At 68.6% G+C, this 17,378-nt stretch carries 20 protein-coding genes; 8 read left to right on the top strand and 12 right to left on the bottom strand.

Annotated elements, in window-relative coordinates; translation table 11 throughout:
- The 4 genes from IEX50_RS07875 to IEX50_RS07860 form a co-directional block, all read right to left on the bottom strand.
- Positions 1-674: glycosyltransferase (locus IEX50_RS07875; RefSeq protein WP_188699436.1), on the bottom strand; the 674-nt coding region annotated here is incomplete at its 3' end.
- Between the two features lie 137 nt (positions 675-811).
- Positions 812-1,270 (bottom strand): nucleoside deaminase, encoded by a 459-nt coding sequence (locus IEX50_RS07870; RefSeq protein ID WP_157174884.1) that lies wholly within the window; start codon positions 1,268-1,270, stop codon positions 812-814.
- A gap of 50 nt (positions 1,271-1,320) precedes the next feature.
- Positions 1,321-1,506, bottom strand: a complete 186-nt coding sequence (locus IEX50_RS07865; protein ID WP_157174885.1) for a YqaE/Pmp3 family membrane protein — start codon at positions 1,504-1,506, stop codon at positions 1,321-1,323.
- A gap of 28 nt (positions 1,507-1,534) precedes the next feature.
- Entirely contained in the window at positions 1,535-1,837 is a 303-nt protein-coding gene (locus tag IEX50_RS07860; RefSeq protein ID WP_157174886.1) for a hypothetical protein, read from the bottom strand.
- 176 nt (positions 1,838-2,013) lie between these two features.
- Between IEX50_RS07860 and rpmB the strand changes: the two genes are divergently transcribed.
- Positions 2,014-2,295 carry a 50S ribosomal protein L28 gene (gene rpmB, locus IEX50_RS07855; RefSeq protein WP_157174887.1) on the top strand — a complete coding sequence of 94 codons (282 nt, stop codon included), beginning with the start codon at positions 2,014-2,016 and terminating at the stop codon, positions 2,293-2,295.
- A gap of 177 nt (positions 2,296-2,472) precedes the next feature.
- On the opposite strand, the gene IEX50_RS07850 is transcribed toward rpmB, so the two are convergent.
- Complete coding sequence (locus IEX50_RS07850) at positions 2,473-3,441, bottom strand: esterase-like activity of phytase family protein (protein WP_157174888.1); 969 nt, start codon at positions 3,439-3,441, stop codon at positions 2,473-2,475.
- A 121-nt stretch (positions 3,442-3,562) separates the two neighbouring features.
- Here IEX50_RS07850 and IEX50_RS07845 point away from each other — a divergent pair, with 121 nt between their 5' ends.
- Entirely contained in the window at positions 3,563-4,069 is a 507-nt protein-coding gene (locus IEX50_RS07845) for a hypothetical protein (protein ID WP_157174889.1), read from the top strand.
- Between the two features lie 244 nt (positions 4,070-4,313).
- Here the strand turns inward: IEX50_RS07845 and cobT are convergent, their stop codons facing one another.
- The 3 genes from cobT to IEX50_RS07830 form a co-directional block, all read right to left on the bottom strand.
- The gene (gene cobT / locus IEX50_RS07840; RefSeq protein WP_157174890.1) at positions 4,314-6,137 is read right to left on the bottom strand and encodes a cobaltochelatase subunit CobT; all 1,824 of its coding nucleotides are present in this window, start codon (positions 6,135-6,137) and stop codon (positions 4,314-4,316) included.
- 8 nt (positions 6,138-6,145) lie between these two features.
- Complete coding sequence (cobS, locus tag IEX50_RS07835; protein ID WP_157174891.1) at positions 6,146-7,150, bottom strand: cobaltochelatase subunit CobS; 1,005 nt, start codon at positions 7,148-7,150, stop codon at positions 6,146-6,148.
- Positions 7,151-7,270: 120 nt separating this feature from the next.
- Complete coding sequence (locus tag IEX50_RS07830) at positions 7,271-7,873, bottom strand: J domain-containing protein (RefSeq protein WP_157174892.1); 603 nt, start codon at positions 7,871-7,873, stop codon at positions 7,271-7,273.
- A 39-nt stretch (positions 7,874-7,912) separates the two neighbouring features.
- Between IEX50_RS07830 and IEX50_RS07825 the strand changes: the two genes are divergently transcribed.
- Genes IEX50_RS07825 through IEX50_RS07815 form a run of 3 tightly spaced genes read left to right on the top strand, consistent with a single transcriptional unit; the run spans position 7,913 to position 10,339 of the window.
- The gene (locus IEX50_RS07825; protein WP_157174893.1) at positions 7,913-8,200 is read left to right on the top strand and encodes a BolA family protein; all 288 of its coding nucleotides are present in this window, start codon (positions 7,913-7,915) and stop codon (positions 8,198-8,200) included.
- 1 nt (position 8,201) lies between these two features.
- Positions 8,202-8,924, top strand: a complete 723-nt coding sequence (locus tag IEX50_RS07820) for a glutathione S-transferase (protein ID WP_157174894.1) — start codon at positions 8,202-8,204, stop codon at positions 8,922-8,924.
- 56 nt (positions 8,925-8,980) lie between these two features.
- A complete protein-coding gene (locus IEX50_RS07815) occupies positions 8,981-10,339 on the top strand; it encodes a lipopolysaccharide biosynthesis protein (protein WP_157174895.1) in 1,359 nt (452 codons plus the stop codon).
- A 55-nt stretch (positions 10,340-10,394) separates the two neighbouring features.
- Here the strand turns inward: IEX50_RS07815 and IEX50_RS07810 are convergent, their stop codons facing one another.
- The 3 genes from IEX50_RS07810 to IEX50_RS07800 are packed head-to-tail and all read right to left on the bottom strand — an operon-like array spanning position 10,395 to position 11,169.
- Positions 10,395-10,709 (bottom strand): hypothetical protein, encoded by a 315-nt coding sequence (locus tag IEX50_RS07810; protein ID WP_157174896.1) that lies wholly within the window; start codon positions 10,707-10,709, stop codon positions 10,395-10,397.
- Positions 10,710-10,712: 3 nt separating this feature from the next.
- Positions 10,713-10,928, bottom strand: coding sequence for a hypothetical protein (locus IEX50_RS07805; protein ID WP_157174897.1), 216 nt, complete (start codon positions 10,926-10,928; stop codon positions 10,713-10,715).
- A 55-nt stretch (positions 10,929-10,983) separates the two neighbouring features.
- The gene (locus tag IEX50_RS07800) at positions 10,984-11,169 is read right to left on the bottom strand and encodes a hypothetical protein (RefSeq protein ID WP_157174898.1); all 186 of its coding nucleotides are present in this window, start codon (positions 11,167-11,169) and stop codon (positions 10,984-10,986) included.
- Between the two features lie 201 nt (positions 11,170-11,370).
- On the opposite strand from IEX50_RS07800, the gene IEX50_RS07795 reads away from it, so the two are divergent.
- The 3 genes from IEX50_RS07795 to IEX50_RS07785 all read left to right on the top strand — a co-directional run bounded on the left by IEX50_RS07795 (position 11,371) and on the right by IEX50_RS07785 (position 13,956).
- The gene (locus tag IEX50_RS07795) at positions 11,371-11,706 is read left to right on the top strand and encodes a polyhydroxyalkanoic acid system family protein (protein WP_157174899.1); all 336 of its coding nucleotides are present in this window, start codon (positions 11,371-11,373) and stop codon (positions 11,704-11,706) included.
- Between the two features lie 169 nt (positions 11,707-11,875).
- Positions 11,876-12,595, top strand: coding sequence for a winged helix-turn-helix domain-containing protein (locus IEX50_RS07790; RefSeq protein WP_373285288.1), 720 nt, complete (start codon positions 11,876-11,878; stop codon positions 12,593-12,595).
- A gap of 11 nt (positions 12,596-12,606) precedes the next feature.
- Positions 12,607-13,956, top strand: a complete 1,350-nt coding sequence (locus IEX50_RS07785) for a sensor histidine kinase (protein ID WP_229673742.1) — start codon at positions 12,607-12,609, stop codon at positions 13,954-13,956.
- A 23-nt stretch (positions 13,957-13,979) separates the two neighbouring features.
- Here the strand turns inward: IEX50_RS07785 and IEX50_RS07780 are convergent, their stop codons facing one another.
- Positions 13,980-17,342, bottom strand: coding sequence for a trifunctional glycoside hydrolase family 18/polysaccharide deacetylase/glycosyltransferase family 2 protein (locus IEX50_RS07780; protein ID WP_157174900.1), 3,363 nt, complete (start codon positions 17,340-17,342; stop codon positions 13,980-13,982).
- Positions 17,343-17,378 lie beyond the last annotated feature (36 nt).

Here is a 17,378-nt window from a genome sequence, read left to right as displayed (position 1 = left end):
TCCTGCTGGCAATCAGTCGGCCGGTCGGTTTCCATTGTTATATGGTTGTGCTTGACGCCGCACACCGCTGTGCTGCTGCGCAAACCACATGAAAGCGGGATAATTATCGAGTCAGGATAATATGTATTATACGGTGCTCCACATAATTCGTAGTCCTCCGCATCGTGGAGAATCGCCGCCTTGTAGCGGAAGCCCTCCGCGGCCTCATCGGCGCGCAGCGCGTCCCAGTTGCGGTTGAGCGCCTCCGCCTTGGTCACCGGGCCTGGGCGGTCGCCCGGGACGATGCGGATCCGGCGGCGGGCGTCGGCGGTGGTGCGGACGGCCTCGATCGCGGCATGCGTCGCGGGGTCGTTGGGGTAGGTCGCGACGTAGATCCGGTAGTCCGCATCGCCCCAGCGGGAGAGCGCGGTGGACAGGGTGGAGCCGATGACCGCGGCTTCGTCCCACGCGCCGATCAGGATCGCGAAACGCCCCGGTGCGACAGGCGCGGCAAGCGTCTCCATCGTGACGCGGTCGTGCCGCGTGTAGATCGTCGCCGCCCGCCAGCCAGCTCGATCAATCCAGATCGTGTCGAAGAACAGTTGTTCGAGCCCGAAGGCGAGGAAGCCGAACTGCGCGAAGACGCCCAGTTCATGCCGCGCGCCCGACATCAGCCAGAATGCCGAACCGTCCATCGTTCCCCCCGGAATTACGACGAATGATCCGGAAGGGTGGGAGTTTAGACAAGGGGTAGCCGAACAACCTGCCGGTTTGCACGGCGGGCGTGGCCGATTTGCTGCGCTTTAGATTAGTACGCAGGCAATCGGCGGCTTCATCGCCGCAGCGAGAAGAAATCCCGAAGTTGCACCGCCGCTTCCGCCTCCCCTATACCGTCATGGACTTGGGGGCGGTGGTGACAGGTCGGTTGTGCGAACAGACGAGGCCCGTGCAGGACCGCACCGCCCTTTGGATCGGGGGCGGCGAAATAGAGCCGCGCGATCCGGGCAAGCGCGATGGCACCGGCGCACATGGCGCAGGGTTCAAGCGTGACCCACAGATCGCAATGGTCAAGGCGGCTGGTGCCAAGCGTGGACGCGGCGGCGCGGATTGCCAGGATTTCGGCGTGGGCCGTCGGATCATTGCAGGACCGCATGGCGTTTGCGGAGGTGGCGACCACCTCGGTCGTGCCGGTTCGAACAATGACTGCGCCGACTGGGACTTCGCCTGCGGTTGCGCATGCGGCCGCGAGATCGAGTGCCAAACGCATTGGAGAAGGGAGCGGGAAGGCCATCCAGTGCCGCCTACCGCGATTCGGCGGCAAGCAGCCAGTCGGATGATGAATCAGTGCGCCAGTGCTGTCGAACCGTTGCGATCGGTCAGCACGATATACAGCGCGAAGATGACACCCGGCACGAAGGCCGCGATCGTCAGGACCACTCCGATCCAGAAATCGCGGCCGAGCCCCCGTGACAGGAAAATGCCGAGCGGGGGGAGCAGGATGGCGGCGATGATCCGCGCAATGGTCATGATCCTGCTCCCTCTTCGACTTTAAGGCTTAGTTGGCCTTCTTGACGCTCAGCGTCGGCACTTCGACGGTTTCAGACTCGGTCTTCACCTTCGGCACTTCGACCGTCGTGTTCTTCGTGCCGACATCAATCGACCCGACGTCCGCATCGACGCTGGGCAGGGCCCCGCCATTCACTTCGACCTTGGGCAGCGCGCCGCCCTTGGAGCTGAAGTCGAGGAAACCGGTGGCGACGGCGGCGATCACGGCCAGGACGGCGACGACCAGGATGATGATGATCGTGCGGCCTGCGCCACCGCTGCGGCGCGGTTCGTTCCGGTAATTGTCGCTCATGGTGTTTCCTCCTGTTATATAAATACGGGCTGGAAACGACGCTTGCCTGAATCGGTTGCATGAACGAAACGACATCCGTGCGGAGGCGCGGGCAGGCCATATTGGTTGACGCGCGCCGGTATCCCGGTTATCCGCCGCCACTTTCCGGGCAACCCCGAACACCGTAGGATCAAACCATGTCGCGCATCTGCGAACTGACCGGCAAGGGCCGTCAGGTCGGGCACAATGTGTCCCACGCCAACAACAAGACCAAGCGTACGTTCCTGCCGAACCTGCAGAACGTGACGTTGCTGTCGGATGCACTGGGCGAGAGCGTCAAGCTGCGCGTCTCCACGCACGGCCTCCGCTCCGTCGAGCATGTCGGCGGGCTGGACAACTGGCTGCTGAAGACCGGCGAGGACAAGCTGTCGCTGCGTGCGCGCCGTCTGAAGCGTCAGATCGCCAAGAAGGCGGCCTGATTCGGCTGGCGACCCGCTTCGGCGGGTCGTGGTTTTGCATGAACGACCCCGGAGGCGCGGATTGCGTCTCCGGGGTCGTTCGTATGTGTGGCGTGGTTCGGCGAATCGAACGCTGCTGGGCTGAAGCGTGACCGCATCGCGTTGCGTGGCCTGTCCTAAACCGCCCGCTAAATGGTCCTAGTCCAGCAGGGCGAACTTGAGCAGCAGCGTCTGTTGCAGGGCACCGAAATTGTCGTCCGATGCGATCCAGACGATCGTGCGGCCGCGTTCGCGCGTGACGGCGAGCGCTTCCATATTGTCGATCGCCAGCGGTTGCCGCAGGACGGCTATCGGGCGCGACGTGATCGTGACGCCGGGGCGGATCGCCCGCGGATCGAAAATCGCCAGCATCGCGCCAAACCCGTCGCGCGGCGATAGTCTGCGGTGCAGGACGAGGAGCCGGCCATCGGGCAGGCGACGCAGGTCGGTGGGCCAGTAGCCGGGGGCGGGGGCACGGTAGCCGAACCGGATGACGCGGCTGCGCGGGTTGGTGGGGTCGCCGGAGAACAGCAGCGCCTGTTTCGTGCGGTCCGTGCCGGGGACGACCGCGTTCTCGGACAGGATGACGAAGCGGCCATCGGGGAGCCGCTCCATGCTTTCCGGGCCAGTGACGCCGGGCCAGTCGTCCATCGCCGCGGGAGCGAGCCCGGCCTCGATCCGGGTCAGGCGCGGGGCGAACCGGCGGATGCCGTTGCGGACCTCATACCCCACCCAGACACGCCCGCTGACCGGGTCGACCGCCATCGATTCGGTGTCGCTGAGCGCCTTGCGCGCGCCGGCCCCGGGGATCGGGCGAATCGCGCTGCGGCCGACGATGCCGGCGGGACCGATGCGGAAGCGGAACGCGGTGCCGGCATCGCTGAGCGCCAGGAAGCGCCCGCTGTCGTCGGCGACCATCGTCGACAGGCCACCGAACGCCATGTTGGGCGAACGCAGCACCCAACCCTGCACGAACAGCAGTCCGCCGACGCGTAATGGGCCGGGGCGATCGCGGTTGAGCGGGATCGGCCGGGCGCGGATCGGCCCTGCCGGATCATAGACCGCGCGGTCTTCCGAAGTGTGGGCCAGCAGCGCCAGGAACAGGATCGAAATGGGGCCGTAGCGCATTGGTGCCTTCTGGCGGCTCGGCGCGGGTTTGCAAGCTGAACGCGGGGTAACGATGCCGTTCAGCCATGATGCACGGCGGGTGAGTCATAAAGGCGTCATACTAATTCGAGGAGTCGCAGAGATGTTCGGAAAGATGTTCACCTTGAGCGCCGCGGCCGTCGCGACGCTGGCGGTCGCCCCATCGGCGGCAAGTGCGCAATATTATGCGCCGGGATATTACGCGCCGGCGCCGGTGCAATATTATGATGGCGGGCGTGGCTATGGCCGGCGTGACTTCGACCGCCGCGGCTATCGGGACGGTTACGGTCGGCGTGGCGGGTATCGCGGTGGTTACGGCGGCGGGCGCGGTTACTACGATCAGCGCGGCTATGGTTATGCGCCGCGGTTCGCCGGGCGCGGTTATGCGGGCGGTTATGGCCGCGGCTACGGCCGGGGCTATCGCGGATATCGTTGCGACCGCGGGACCGGCGGGACGATCGTCGGCGCGATTGCGGGCGGCCTGCTGGGCAACGTGATCGGCCAGAACAGCGGCGGCGGCTATTATGGTCGCGGCGACGGGACGACCGGTGCGATCATCGGTGGTGGCCTGGGTGCGCTGGCAGGGCGGTCGATCGATCGGAACTGCTGAGGCTGGCTCGATTGAACGAGGAGGGGTTGGGGCCGCGAGGTTCCGGCCCCTTTCTTTGTCTGCCTCCGGTCCCGTCTGGTTCGGGTTTGCGGAGACCGTTGCGTGGAGTTCTCGACAGGCTCGAACCAAACGGGGTTGAGGGTTTGGGTTCGACTGGTTGTTGGGTTGCTCGTCGAGCGCTGCCTTCTCGGCTTCGCTGGAACGCCCCTCGACTTCGCTCGGGATGAGCGGGTCGAGGGGGGCTTCAGGCGTCGAAGAGGCCCGCGAGCTGTTCGACGAGAGTGCCGCCGAGTTGTTCGGCGTCCATGATGGTGACGGCTTTCTGGTAGTAGCGCGTGACGTCGTGGCCGATGCCGATCGCGACGAGTTCGACGGGCGACTTGGTCTCGATCCAGCCGATGACCTGGCGGAGATGCTTTTCTAGGTAGCTGCCGGAATTGACCGAGAGCGTCGAGTCGTCGACCGGGGCGCCGTCGGAGATTACCATGAGGATGCGGCGATCCTCGTTGCGCGCAGCCAGACGCGCGTGCGCCCACATCAGCGCCTCGCCGTCGATATTCTCCTTCAGCAGGCCTTCGCGCATCATGAGACCGAGCGACTTGCGTGCCCGTCGCCAGGGTTCGTCGGCGCGCTTGTAGACGATGTGGCGCAGGTCGTTGAGGCGGCCGGGCAAAGCGGGACGACCGTCGGCGAGCCATTTCTCGCGGCTCTGCCCGCCCTTCCACGCGCGGGTGGTGAAGCCGAGGATCTCGGTCTTCACGCCGCAGCGTTCGAGCGTGCGTGCCATGATGTCCGCGCTAATTGCCGCGATCGAGATTGGTCGACCGCGCATCGATCCGCTGTTGTCGATCAGCAGCGTGACGACGGTGTCGCGAAAATCGGTCTCGCGCTCGTTCTTGTAGCTGAGCGAGAGGCCGGGGTTGATGACGACGCGCGCGAGCCGGGCGGCATCGAGCAGCCCTTCCTCCTGGTCGAAATCCCAGCTGCGGTTCTGCTGCGCCATCAACCGGCGCTGGAGACGGTTGGCGAGCTTGGTGACGGCGCCCTGGAGATGGACGAGCTGCTGGTCGAGATAGGCGCGCAGGCGGGTCAGTTCCTCCTCGTCGCACAGATCGTCGGCGGCGATCACCTCGTCATAGGCGTGGGTGTAAGCGAGATAGTCGAACTGGCCCGACATGTCCGCGAAGGGGCGGTTGGGGCGGACGGGCATCATGCCCTCGCCTTCCTCGCCCATGTCGCCGTCCATGTCGGCGTCGCTCGATTCGTCGGTCTGCTCGCTTTCGCCTTCCTCGTCGCCGGACTCGGAGGCTTCGGCGCGGGCGTCGACCTGCGAATCGCTGCCGCCCTGATCGTCGCCCTGGTCCTGCTCGTCGCCGGCTTCGGCCTGGTCCTCGCCCTCGTCCTCGCCGCCCTCGTCCGGGTCGACGTCGGGCTGCGTCTGGCCCTCGACCAGGTCGAGATCTTCGAGCAGGCGGGTGGCCATGCGCGCGAACGCGTTCTGGTCGTCGAGGATCAGTTCGAGCGCGTCGAGATCGGCGCCCGCCTTAAGCTCGATCCATTCGCGAACGAGGTTGAGGCCAGGAAGCGTGGCGGGTGGCGGCGCGACGCCGGTCAGCCGTTCGCGGACGATGAGTTGCACCGCAGTGGCGAGCGGAACCTCGTCGCGGGCCTTGGCACGGACGATGGGGTCGGAGCGCATCCGCATTTCGAACGCGGTGTCGAGATTATAGGCGACGCCGGCCATGGCACGCGTGCCGATCGCTTCGACCCGCGCCTGTTCGGCGGCGTCAAAGACCGAGCGGGCGATCGCCTCCGCCGGGGCCTGCGACCCGTGAAGCGCGGTGTCGTGGTGGCGCAGGCGGAGGGCGGCGGCGTCGGCGAACCCGCGTGCCTCGGACACCGCCTGCGCCGGCAGGGTGCGCGCGGGCATGGGCACGCGCGCCTGCTTGCCGAGCAGACCGGGGTTGTCGCCGGTGTAGTTGACCTCCGCCAGCGGGTCATGGCTGAGCGCGCGCGCGGTTCCGCCGAGGACCTGGCGGAAGAGATCGAGCGGTGTCTGTTCGGCCATCTAGACGGTCACGCCTTTCCGACCACGCTTTCGGGCAGGTCCTTGCCGAATACGCGCTGATAATATTCCGCGACCAGCGGACGCTCCGCCTCATCGCACTTGTTGAGGAACGACAGCCGGAACGCGAAGCCGACATCGCCGAAGATCAGCGCGTTCTGCGCCCAGCTGATAACGGTGCGTGGGCTCATGACGGTCGAGATGTCGCCGGCGATGAAGCCCTGGCGCGTCATGTCGGCGACCTTGACCATCTGGGTCACGACCTTCTTACCGTCGGGCTTGTCATATTCGCCGGACTTGGCGAGCACGATCTGCGCCTCGACCGCGGCGGGCAGGTAGTTGAGCGTCACGACGATGTTCCAGCGGTCCATCTGACCCTGGTTGATCTGCTGCGTGCCGTGATACAGCCCGGTAGTGTCGCCGAGGCCGACCGTATTGGACGTGGCGAACAGCCGGAACCACGGGTTCGGGCGGATGACGCGGTTCTGGTCGAGCAGTGTCAGCTTGCCCTCCGTTTCCAGCACGCGCTGGATCACGAACATCACGTCCGGACGGCCGGCGTCATATTCGTCGAACACGATGGCGGTCGGCGTCTGGAGCGCCCAGGGGAGCAGGCCTTCCTTGAATTCGGTGACCTGCTTGCCGTCCTTCAGCACGATCGCATCGCGACCGACGAGGTCGATGCGGCTGATGTGCGCATCGAGGTTGATCCGGATGCAGGGCCAGTTGAGGCGCGCCGCGACCTGTTCGACGTGGGTCGACTTGCCGGTACCGTGATAGCCCTGGACCATGACACGGCGGTTGTGCGCGAAGCCGGCGCAGATCGCGAGCGTGGTGTCCGGATCGAACACATAGGCCGGGTCGAGATCGGGCACGCGTTCGTCGGCGACGGAGAAGGCCGGGACCTCCATGTCGCTGTCGACGCCGAACGCCTCGCGAATCTTCACCATCTTGTCCGGTGCGTCCATGATCGTGTCGGCGCGCGTATCCGGCTGTACGTTCGAAATCTCGGTCATCTTGGGCGGTCCTGGTCGGGCGCGACAGCGGCGCCGGGTCGAGGTGAGGGGTAGAGGGATGGTTCGTGTTGGGCAACGCCCTGAACGTGCCAAAATGTCCGACCCCGGCGAGATAAGCGGTCAGGCGAAGGCGGGGGCGCCCTTCAGGTGGGTGTAGGCGGTGATGACCGCCTGGAGCGCGCGTTCGTGGCTGCGGTCCCCGCCGTTGCGGTCGGGGTGGTACAGCCGGACGAGTTCGGCGTAGCGCGCACGGAGCGTACGGCGGTCGCTGTCGACGTCCAGTTCGAGCGCCTTGAGCGCGCGGCGGTCGGCATCGCTCAAGGGGCGGCCGTCGGCGCGGGCCCGTGGCATGCGGGCGGCGAACTTCGCGCCGATCGCATCGAGCGGATCGACGAAGTCGGCCCATTTCGGCGTGCCGGCCGGCGTCGCGGAGAAGGCGCGGGTTTCGCGTTCCCAGCCGGCGAGTGGGCGCTGCGCCGCCTCGATCTGGTCCGTCGTCATGCCGGCAAAGAAATTATAGCCGCCGTTGAACGCGCGGATATGATCGAGGCAGTACCAGCGCCAGTCGCCGGGACCGTCGAAACCGGGGCGCTTGCCGTCGATGTTGGGCGCGCGGAACTCGCCGTCGCCGAAGCAGCCGTCTGCATCGCACAGCCGGCCGTTGTTCTCGACGCGCCCGTGAAACCGGGGGCTGCGTTTCGGGGCCGGGCCGTCGCTCGCCAATGTCTGCCAACTCCTGCGAAAGGAAGCTATATAGGTGGCATGATGCAGCACACCACCGGGCCGGTAGCGGCCGAAATGACGGAACGGCTGACGGCCGCGCTGAACCCCACCCACCTCGCGGTGATCGACGACAGCGAGGCGCACCGCGGCCACGGCGGCCACGATGCGCGCGGCGAAAGCCATTTCACGGTCGATATCGTCGCGGCCGCGTTCGACGGGCTGAACCGCGTGGCGCGGCAGCGGCTGGTCAATCGCGCGCTGGCGGACTTGCTGCGCGAACGGGTCCATGCGCTGGTGATCAAGGCGCGTGCGCCGGGGGAGCTGTGACATGAGCGTGTACGAGCTGTGGTATTGGCCGGGGATACCGGGACGCGGCGAGTTCGTGCGGCTGGCACTGGAAGCGGGCCGCATCCCGTACCGCGACGTCGTGATGGCTGCGCCGGATGCGGACAGCGGCATGTCGGCGATGCTCGACGATATGGAGCGGGAAGATCCCGCGCCGCCGTTCGCGCCGCCCTATCTGGTGGCGGACGGCATGCGTATCGCGCAGGTCGCCAACATCCTGGCGTTTCTGGGCGATCGGCACGGGCTGGCACCGGCCGATCCGGCCGGGCGATACTGGGCGGCGCAGCTGCAGCTGACGATCGCGGACATGGTGGCGGAGGCGCACGACGTGCACCATCCGGTGTCGGTGGCGTTGCGGTACGAGGACCAGATGCCCGAGGCGGCGCGGCGGGCCGAGGCGTTCCGCGCGGAGCGGATGCCGAAATTCCTCGATTATTTCGAGCGGGTGCTGGCGGTGCGTGGCGACTGGCTGGGCGGGGCGACGTGGAGCTATGCCGACCTGTCGCTGTTCCAGCTGGCCGAGGGGCTGGCGTTCGCGTTTCCGCAGCGGTTCGCCGCGGTGATCGCGGATCGACCGCATGTCGCCGCGTTGCGGGCGCGGGTGGCGGCACTGCCGGAGTTGCAGGCGTATCTGGCGAGCCCGCGGCGGCAGGCGTTTTCGGACGGGATCTTCCGCCATTATCCGGAACTCGACGGGGTGGACTGAACCCGCGTTGATCCGCGCGATTTGCCGCGCGGGGCCGATCGGCTAGGGAGCGGGGAATGACGCCCGACGCCGCGACCGACGCCCCCCGCCCCGAAGGGCCCATTCGCCGCGCGATGCGCAATGCCGCCTGGTTGCTGGGCGGCAAGGGCGTGGGCGGGTTGTTCAGCCTCGTTTATCTGGCGCTGGTCGCGCGGACGCTGGGGGTAGCCGGGTTCGGGCTGTTCGCGATGATCCTGGCGTACGGTCAGGCGCTGGCCAATGTCGTCGGGTTCCAGTCGTGGCAGACGGTGATCCGCTATGGCGCGCATCACCGGGCGGATGCGCGGCCCGAGCTGTTCGGGCAGGTGCTGCTGTTCTCGACGTTGCTGGACTTAGGCGCCGCGTTGGCGGGCGGGGCGATCGCGGTGGCGGGGGCGCTGATCATCGGGCCGGCGATCGGCTGGTCGCACGAGACGCAGGTGCTGGCCGCGTGGTTCGGGCTGTCGCTGATCTTCACGCAGCGCGGCGCGCCGACGGGGGTGCTGCGGCTGTTCGACCGGTTCGATCTGGCGGCCTATGCCGAACTGACGCTGCCGACGACGCGGCTGATCGGGACGCTGGCGGCGTGGGTGCTGGACGGCGGGCTGGCCGGGTATCTGCTCGCCTGGGCGCTGGCCGACCTGATCACGACCGCGTCGATGTGGTGGCAGGCGTGGCGCGAACTGGTCAAGCGCGACATGGTCGGCGGGCGCGGCCGATGGGGGCTGCGCGGGCTGACGACGGGCAATCCGGGGATCTGGCGCTTTTCGATCACGACGAACCTGACCGCGTCGATCGGACTGGTGTGGCAGCAGGTGCCGGTGCTGGCGGTCGGCTGGATCGCCGGGCCGGCCGGGGCGGGCGGGTATCGGATGGCGACGCAGCTCGGCACCGCGCTGACCAAGCCGGTCACGTCGCTGGCGCGGTCGATCTATCCGGAGTTCGCGCGGATGTCTGTGGGGGGCAGCCCGCGCGCGCTGGTGCCGGTGCTGGCGCGGACGGCGTGGATCAGCGCGGCGCTTGGGCTGGCGTCGGTGGTGCTGATCGCGGCGGCGGGACGGCATATCCTGCTGTTCGTCGGCGGGCCGGACTATGTGTTCGCATATCCCGTGCTGGTGGTGCTGACGCTGGCGTCGGCGCTCAACCTAGTGGGGTTCGGGCTGGAGCCGGCGCTGGTCGCGATCGGGCGGCCGGGGGCGGCGTTGGTCGCGCGCGGGTTGGCAACGGTCGTTTATATCGCGCTGTTGGCAGGGATGTTGCGGTGGATGGGGCCGATCGGGGCGGCCTGGGCGACATTCATCGCGACGGGGTTGTCTACGGTGCTGCTGGGGGTGGCATTCTGGCGAGCGGGGGATGAGCGCGCGGAGGCGGTCTTACCTACGGCGTTGCGGAATTGAAGCGGTCAGCCCCACCCCAACCCCTCCCCTGAAGGGGAGGGGCTTAGAAACAGAATTAGGCGCGTTCGACCTTGGTGGCGCCGGCGTCGCTAAAGGCTTGCTGGACGGCTTCGGCTTCGTCCGCGTTCATGTCGACGGTGACGGTCAGTGCGCCGGAGAGGGCGGGGGCGGCGTTCGTTTCGACGTCGGGGTGGCCGCTTTCGACGTCGGCACCGGCGGCTTCGACGCCTGCGCTGTTCGCGTCAGACACTGGAGCGACCATTATCGCGGCGCGGTCGAGGCCATATTCCTGGACGAGATGTTCGACCGCGATGTCGGCGGCGCGGCGGGTGTCGAACGTGCCGACGATGGTGCTGGGGGAGTTGGACATGGATCAGGCCTTTTCGGACGGGGAGGAGCGGTCGTTGTGCGGGGACACGAGCGCGGCATCATCTTCGGCCGCTGCCTTGCCGCCGCCGTCGGAATAAGCGCCACCGTTCGATTCGCCGGCGGGGCCGCGGCCGCGTTGCGCGGGGGCGGTGCCGTCGGGGCGGAGTTTCGGGCTGTCTTGCCCATCGGCCTGCATCGGCTGCGTACCGTCGTCGCCCATCGTCATTCTCCCGTCCGTCAGGGCAGAAAACCCCGACGGAGGCGGGATCGTTCCGTCACTTGCGACGGGCGTCCTGGAATTCCTGGCGCAGCTGGCGGCGGATCTGGCTGCCGGCCATGTGGGCGTCGACCTGATCATAGTTTTCGGATTTCAGCTTGCGCACGACATCGTCGATGTTCGTGCAGCCGCCACTGCGCGCGAGTTCGAACGCGCGTTCGAGCAGGTTGGGCGTGGTCGCCATCGGCATATTCCTGTGCTGAGCCGGCGGGGGCGGCCGCCGACCGATCGGCGACGTCGCGACCCCCCGTCGCTGTTCCCCGATGCCTTACACGGCCGTAACGGATTTACCAATAACACCACATCGTTGCGACGGCACGGGTCGCGGATCGTCCGACGCCGTCCCCGGCTGGCGCGAGCGCGTCGGCGTGCCTAAATGTGGCGCATGGCAAATCCAACGATCATCGACCTTCCCCACAGCCTTGGCCGCGACGAGGCGCGCCGCCGCATCCGATCGCGGATCGGCGAGCTGCCGGGGCACATCCCGGGCGGCGTTGCGACGGTGAAATCGTCGTGGGAGGGTGAGGATCGCATGACGATGCAGGTCGCCGCGATGGGGCAGGAAGTGACCGCGACGCTGGACGTGCAGGACACGCTGGTGCGGGTCAGCCTGATCCTGCCGGGGATGCTGTCGTTCTTCACCGGTGCGATCGCGGCGGGCGTGAAGGCCAAGGGGTCGGACCTGCTGCTGGGCGACGACAGCAAGACCAACCGGACCTGACGCGCGGCCCCGGCCGCTCCATTACCGATCGGTCATGTCGCGGACACGGTCCGCGGCGACCGGGTCCGATAGGGAGGGAGAGCCGCGATCCGCGGTGTCCCTCCCCTTCCAAGGAAACCGGTGACATGTCGCGTCCGCGCACCGTTCGCTTTCCCCACGGCGTTGTCCTATGATCCAGTCCGTTACGATGCGGGGGGATGGCGTGGGGCACAGGATCCTGGTGGTGGAGGACGACGCCACCACCGCTGCGTACATCGCCAAGGGGCTGGTCGAGGAAGGGTTCGTCGTCGATCGCGCGGATAACGGGCGCGACGGTCTGTTCCACGCCACCGACGGGGATTATGCCGCGATCGTGCTCGACCGGATGTTGCCCGGGCTGGACGGCCTAGCGGTGCTGGGCGCCATGCGGGCGAGCGGGATCGCGACGCCGGTGCTGGTCCTGTCGGCGCGCGCCGCGGTCGAGGACCGGGTCGGCGGGCTGGTCGCCGGCGCCGACGACTACCTGACCAAGCCGTTCGCCTTTGCCGAGCTGCTCGCGCGGATCCGGGTGCTGATCCGTCGCGGGGCGGTGGTGCCGACGGTGGAGACGAAGCTGTCCTGCGCGAACCTGGAAATGGACCTGCTGGCGCGCAAGGTGCGGCGCGACGACCAGGTGATCGAGCTGCAGCCGCGCGAGTTCCGGCTGCTGGAATATCTGCTGCGTCACAAGGAAGAGGTGGTGACGCGCACGATGTTGCTGGAAGGCGTGTGGGATTATCATTTTGACCCCGGTACCAACGTGATCGACGTGCATGTCAGCCGGCTTCGCAAGAAGATCGACGAGGGGCATGTGCCGATCCTGCTGCACACGGTGCGCGGCGCGGGTTACCGGCTGGGCGTTTTGGGCTGAGACGGGTTCGCGTGCGGCGCTGGCTCCGGTCGTCGACCTTCGGGTTCGTGGTGCTGGTGTTCCTGCTGCAGCTGGCGTCGGCCGCGGCGATCCTGTTGACCGTGCGGCAGATGACGGCGGGCGAGGCGCTGCGTGTCGCGCGGGTGCATGCGATGCATCTGGCGGCGACGTTGCCGGACCCGCATGACCCCGTGGCGCTGGCCGAAAGCATCACCGCGCGGCTGCGCGCCGATCCCGGGACCGACATGGTCATCCTGCTGACCGACCGGGCCGGGCGGGTGCGCGCGGGCAACCTGGCGGCGGCGCCGGCGGGGCTGCCCAACAACGGGCGTGCGCATGTGCTGGACCTGGAGCGGATCGGCGGGCGGCGCGGGCCGGAGCGGGTGGTGGTCGGCGCGCGCGAGATGCCGGACGGCGGGCGGCTGATCGTCGGCGAGGTGATCGAGGACGACTTCGCCCCGGCCGTGATCGTCGAGGATGCGATGCTGGGCGCGGCGTTGCTGGCGCTGCCGCTGGCCCTGCTGGGCGCGGTGGTGGCGGCGCGCGTAGTGAACGCCCGCGTCGCGCGGATCGCGGGGACGGTGCAGGCGGTGGCGGCGGGCGACCTGACGCAGCGCGTGCCGCTGGCCGGCGCGAACGACGCGTTCGAGACGCTGGCGCGCGGCGTCAATGCGATGCTGCAACGGATCGAGACATTAGTGGGCGAGCTGCGGCTTGTGACGGACGGGCTGGCGCACGACCTGCGATCGCCGTTGACGCGGTTGCGCGCGACGCTGGACCGCGCGACGGCATCGACCGACGATCCGGTCGCATCGGCCGCGCTTGATACGGTCGCGGTGGAGGCGGACGGGCTGCTGCGCATGCTGACGACCGCGCTGGAGATCAGCCGCGCGGAGGCGGGGATCGGCCGCGCGGCGCGGAGCGACACTGATGTCGCCGCGCTGATCGAGGATCTGGCCGAGCTGTACGGGCCGCTGGCGGAGGAACAGGCGCAGAGCCTGGAATGGCGCGCGACGCCGGGGCTGCACCACCGGCTGCACCGCGAACTGGTGGGGCAGGCGCTGGCCAATCTGATCGACAATGCGCTGAAATATGGCCGGGCGGGGGGCGTGGTGACGTTGTCCGCGGTCGCCGCGGCGGAGGGCGGGCTGGAGCTGGCGGTGGCGGATGCCGGGGCGGGGATCGCGCCGGAGGACCGCGCCGCCGCCCTGCGCCGGTTCGGGCGGCTGGACCCGGCGCGGCAGCAGGAGGGGGCGGGGCTGGGCCTGTCGCTGGTCGCGGCGGTCGCCGGGCTGCACGAGGGGACGATGGACCTGGAGGACAACCGGCCGGGGCTGCGCGTGGTGCTGCACCTGCCCTGAGGGCTGGCTCGGGTGGCGGTGGATCAGGTTGCGGGTTGCAGGACGCGGCCGCTGCGTTCCATGCGGCCCCAGCCGACCCAGGGGCCGGTGAGCGCAGCGGCCACCGCGCGCAGCACGACAATATACATCAGCTGCCGGTAGATCAGGCGTTGCCCCACGAGGAGGCCTGCGGGGTAGCGGCTGCGGTTGCCGTCCAGCCGGTAGGCGATCCAGCCGCAGACGACGTCGACGGTCGTGAACGCGACCCAGAACGCCGCCATGCGCAGCACGTCGCTCTGCGTCTGGGCCCAGCCATGCTGGTGGACGTGGAGCATGGTGCCGAGGATGCTGATGACCAGCGCGAGATCGATGATCGGTGACACGACCGAGAAGGCGATCTGGAACAGCCAGGCCTGCGGCAGGCCGATCGTGGCGAGGCCGCGGGGTTTTCCGGTGCGCAGGATCGCGCGGTGTTTCCACAGGCATTGCAGCGTGCCGAACGCCCAGCGGAAGCGCTGGCGGGAGAGCGCCGCGAAGCTTTCGGGTGCCTCCGTCCAGGCGACCGCCTCCGGATCGCAGGCGACGCGCCAGCCGGCACGCTGGACCGCGATGGTCAGGTCCTGGTCCTCTGCCAGCGTATCGACCGGGTAGCCGCCGACCGCGTCGAGCGCGGCGCGCGACCAGGCACCGACCGCGCCGGGCACGACCGTGATCGCATCGAACCCGGCCAGCGCGCGGCGTTCCAGGCTCTGCGCGGTCGTATATTCGATCGCCTGCCAGCGCGTGACCAGGTTGACGCGGTTGCCGACCTGCGCGTTGCCGGCGACCGCGCCGAGCGTCGGATCGACGAACCAGCGTGCCAGCCGTGCGATGGTCAGCGGTTCGAACTGCGTATCGGCGTCGAGCGCGACGACCACGTCGCCGCGCGCCAGGCGGAGTGCGGTGTTGAGCGCCGCCGCCTTGCCGCCGTTGGCGAGCGTCAACAGCCGGACGCGTGGTTCGTCGGCGAACGCGCCGGCGACGACCTGGCTGGTGCCGTCGGTCGATCCGTCGTCGATCACGATCACCTCCAGCGCGACGTCGCGGCTGGCGAGGACGCGGCGGACCGATGCCTCGATCACGCGCGCCTCGTTAAAGGCAGGGATCAGGACGGAGACGAAGCGCGCCGGATCGATCGCGGGCGGCACAATGCCGCGTTCGCGCCGGCGCGCGATGATGGCCAGCACCGCCAGCGTGATCGCGCGGCCGAGGCCCAGCACGATCGCGACGAAGAACAGCCAGCGGATCGCGTAGGCAAGGCCACCGACCAGCAGGAACACCGCGACGTCGACCCGCACCCAGGCCAGATCGCGCCCGGCGACGGTCGGCATGACCTGGCTTGCGCTGAGCCCGGCCAGTTCGGACACGGGTACGAAGCGGTAGCCGCGTGCGCGCAGGGTATCGATGATGCGGGGCAGCGCCGCCACGGTCTGCGCCCGGTCGCCGCCGCCGTCATGGAGCAGGATGACCTGCGCGGACTGTTCCGCGCTGTCGTTGCCGACCTGCGTCACGACCTGGTTGACGATCGCGTCCGCGCCGGGGCGTTGCCAGTCGTTCGGGTCGACGTGCAGCCCGACGTTCAGATAGCCGTCCTGTTGCGCGGCCAGCACGGGATCGAGTTCGTCACGCGTCGTGGGTTCGGCGTCGCCGAAATAGGGCGCGCGGAACAGTCGCGTGGCGTGACCGGTATACGCCTCGATCAGCCGCTGCGTCGCGTTGAGTTCGAGCCGCGTGCCGCGCGCCGATTCGAGCGCGAGGTTGGGGTGGGTGTAGCTGTGGTTGCCGATCTCGCTGCCCGCCGCGATGATATCGTTGAGCAGCGCCGGGTGGGTGACCGCGTTTTCGCCGATGACGAAGAAGGCGCCGGGCACGTGGCGCGCCTCCAGGATCTTCAGGATGGCGGGGGTCCAGGTCGGGTCCGGGCCATCGTCGAACGTCAGCGCGACCAGGCCGGGGCGGTGGCCGGTGCGTTCGACGGTGTAGGGCGTCGGCAGGCGGTGATAGACCTCGTTCCGGATCAGGCCCTGGCCGTCGACGGTCATGGTGCGCCGGCCGGGGGTGGGGACATGATCGATGCGCAGCAGCTCGCCGGTGCCCTCGACATCGACGCTGGTGGAGGCGTGGATGCGGGTCAGATCGGGCAACGTGCCGCTGTGGAAGCCCCGGAACACCGGCCAGATGCCGGGATCCTCCAGCCCAAGCCGCCAGAGTGCGACGCCGGCGACGCCCTGGTCGTGCGCGACGCGCAGCTCGTTCCAGGCGCTGGCCGCGTCGAGCATCCAGACATGGTGCGCCTTGCCGGATTCCTCGTAGTCGAACGTGGCGTTGCCGCTGGCGGCGTCGAAGCGCGGGACGACGCCGCTGTCGTGCGCGGCGAGCCATGTGTCCTCGATCGACAGCGCGGTCGCTTCGCCGCCATGCTCGGTCCAGTCATAGGCATAGCTGCCGATCGCAACGATCGACTTGGCCGCGCCGATCTGGGCCACCGCAGCGCGGGTCGCCTGCGCGAACCAGGGCTGGCCGGCGATCGGGCCGGGGGTGCTGCCGGGCCAATGCTGGTCATAGGCCATGATGAAGAGCCGGTCGGCGACCTTCGCATAGTCGGCGAGCCGCCAGTCCGAATCGGCGACCGGGACGGCCAGCGTGACCAGCCAGCCGCGCGGCGCGAAGCGAGCATGCGCCTGTTTCAGGAAGAGTTTGTAGTCGGGCTGTGCCGACGCGGGGAGTGATTCCAGATCGAACACCACGCCGCGGGCATTGTGCGCGGCGAGCAGCGGTTCGAGCTGGTCGAGGAAGCGCGTGCGGGCGGCGGGATCGTGCAGCAGCTTTGCGGTGCCCGCGCCGTCCCAGCCGGCGTCGGCGACGTTCTGGACCATCGGCAGGATGGCGGGGCGGTGCGCGGCCCCGTCCAGGATGGCGTTCAGGTGCGGATCGTCGGTGGTCGTGAGGTGATGGTCGGGACCGGTGACGGACATCATCGCCGGGACAAGCCAGTCGAGTTCGGCGACATGGGCGGTCAGCGAGGAGCGGCTGGCATCGTCCCACGGCGTGTAGAAGCCGATCACGGCCTGGTGCGCGGGTCGGCCGCCGGCCGCGGCGGCACCGGTGGGGGCGAGCGGCAGCCAGCGACCGAACAGCGCGTGGAGCCGCGTGCTGACCTTGTGGCGGATGTGGCCGACCTGCTGCACCAGCGGGCGCGGGTGCGGGCGTTCGACGCCGAACGCCAGCGGGCGCGGGACGGGCACGTCGATGATCGTGAACGCGAACACGCCGCCCAGCGCGGTCAGCAGCAGGACCGCGAGGACGAGGGACCGCAGCGACCAGCGCCGGCGACGGCCGCTGGGATCGTAGAAGACGGGGGCGTTCATCGCGGAACCTGACGGCCGATGTGGAGGGGGGGTGCC

Source organism: Sphingomonas prati (assembly GCF_014643515.1).
Taxonomy (GTDB): Bacteria; Pseudomonadota; Alphaproteobacteria; order Sphingomonadales; family Sphingomonadaceae; genus Sphingomonas_R; species Sphingomonas_R prati.
This window is presented reverse-complemented; position numbering and strand designations above follow the sequence as displayed.

What these genes read in the sequence shown, in the direction of transcription:
- IEX50_RS07870 (WP_157174884.1), bottom strand. Translation starts at nt 1,270, where the DNA reads ATGGCCTTCCCGCTCCCTTCTCCAATGCGTTTGGCACTCGATCTCGCG.
- IEX50_RS07865 (WP_157174885.1), bottom strand. Translation starts at nt 1,506, where the DNA reads ATGACCATTGCGCGGATCATCGCCGCCATCCTGCTCCCCCCGCTCGGC.
- IEX50_RS07860 (WP_157174886.1), bottom strand. Translation starts at nt 1,837, where the DNA reads ATGAGCGACAATTACCGGAACGAACCGCGCCGCAGCGGTGGCGCAGGC.
- rpmB (WP_157174887.1), top strand. Translation starts at nt 2,014, where the DNA reads ATGTCGCGCATCTGCGAACTGACCGGCAAGGGCCGTCAGGTCGGGCAC.
- IEX50_RS07850 (WP_157174888.1), bottom strand. Translation starts at nt 3,441, where the DNA reads ATGCGCTACGGCCCCATTTCGATCCTGTTCCTGGCGCTGCTGGCCCAC.
- IEX50_RS07845 (WP_157174889.1), top strand. Translation starts at nt 3,563, where the DNA reads ATGTTCGGAAAGATGTTCACCTTGAGCGCCGCGGCCGTCGCGACGCTG.
- cobT (WP_157174890.1), bottom strand. Translation starts at nt 6,137, where the DNA reads ATGGCCGAACAGACACCGCTCGATCTCTTCCGCCAGGTCCTCGGCGGA.
- cobS (WP_157174891.1), bottom strand. Translation starts at nt 7,150, where the DNA reads ATGACCGAGATTTCGAACGTACAGCCGGATACGCGCGCCGACACGATC.
- IEX50_RS07825 (WP_157174893.1), top strand. Translation starts at nt 7,913, where the DNA reads ATGATGCAGCACACCACCGGGCCGGTAGCGGCCGAAATGACGGAACGG.
- IEX50_RS07820 (WP_157174894.1), top strand. Translation starts at nt 8,202, where the DNA reads ATGAGCGTGTACGAGCTGTGGTATTGGCCGGGGATACCGGGACGCGGC.
- IEX50_RS07815 (WP_157174895.1), top strand. Translation starts at nt 8,981, where the DNA reads ATGACGCCCGACGCCGCGACCGACGCCCCCCGCCCCGAAGGGCCCATT.
- IEX50_RS07810 (WP_157174896.1), bottom strand. Translation starts at nt 10,709, where the DNA reads ATGTCCAACTCCCCCAGCACCATCGTCGGCACGTTCGACACCCGCCGC.
- IEX50_RS07805 (WP_157174897.1), bottom strand. Translation starts at nt 10,928, where the DNA reads ATGGGCGACGACGGTACGCAGCCGATGCAGGCCGATGGGCAAGACAGC.
- IEX50_RS07800 (WP_157174898.1), bottom strand. Translation starts at nt 11,169, where the DNA reads ATGGCGACCACGCCCAACCTGCTCGAACGCGCGTTCGAACTCGCGCGC.
- IEX50_RS07795 (WP_157174899.1), top strand. Translation starts at nt 11,371, where the DNA reads ATGGCAAATCCAACGATCATCGACCTTCCCCACAGCCTTGGCCGCGAC.
- IEX50_RS07790 (WP_373285288.1), top strand. Translation starts at nt 11,876, where the DNA reads ATGATCCAGTCCGTTACGATGCGGGGGGATGGCGTGGGGCACAGGATC.
- IEX50_RS07780 (WP_157174900.1), bottom strand. Translation starts at nt 17,342, where the DNA reads ATGAACGCCCCCGTCTTCTACGATCCCAGCGGCCGTCGCCGGCGCTGG.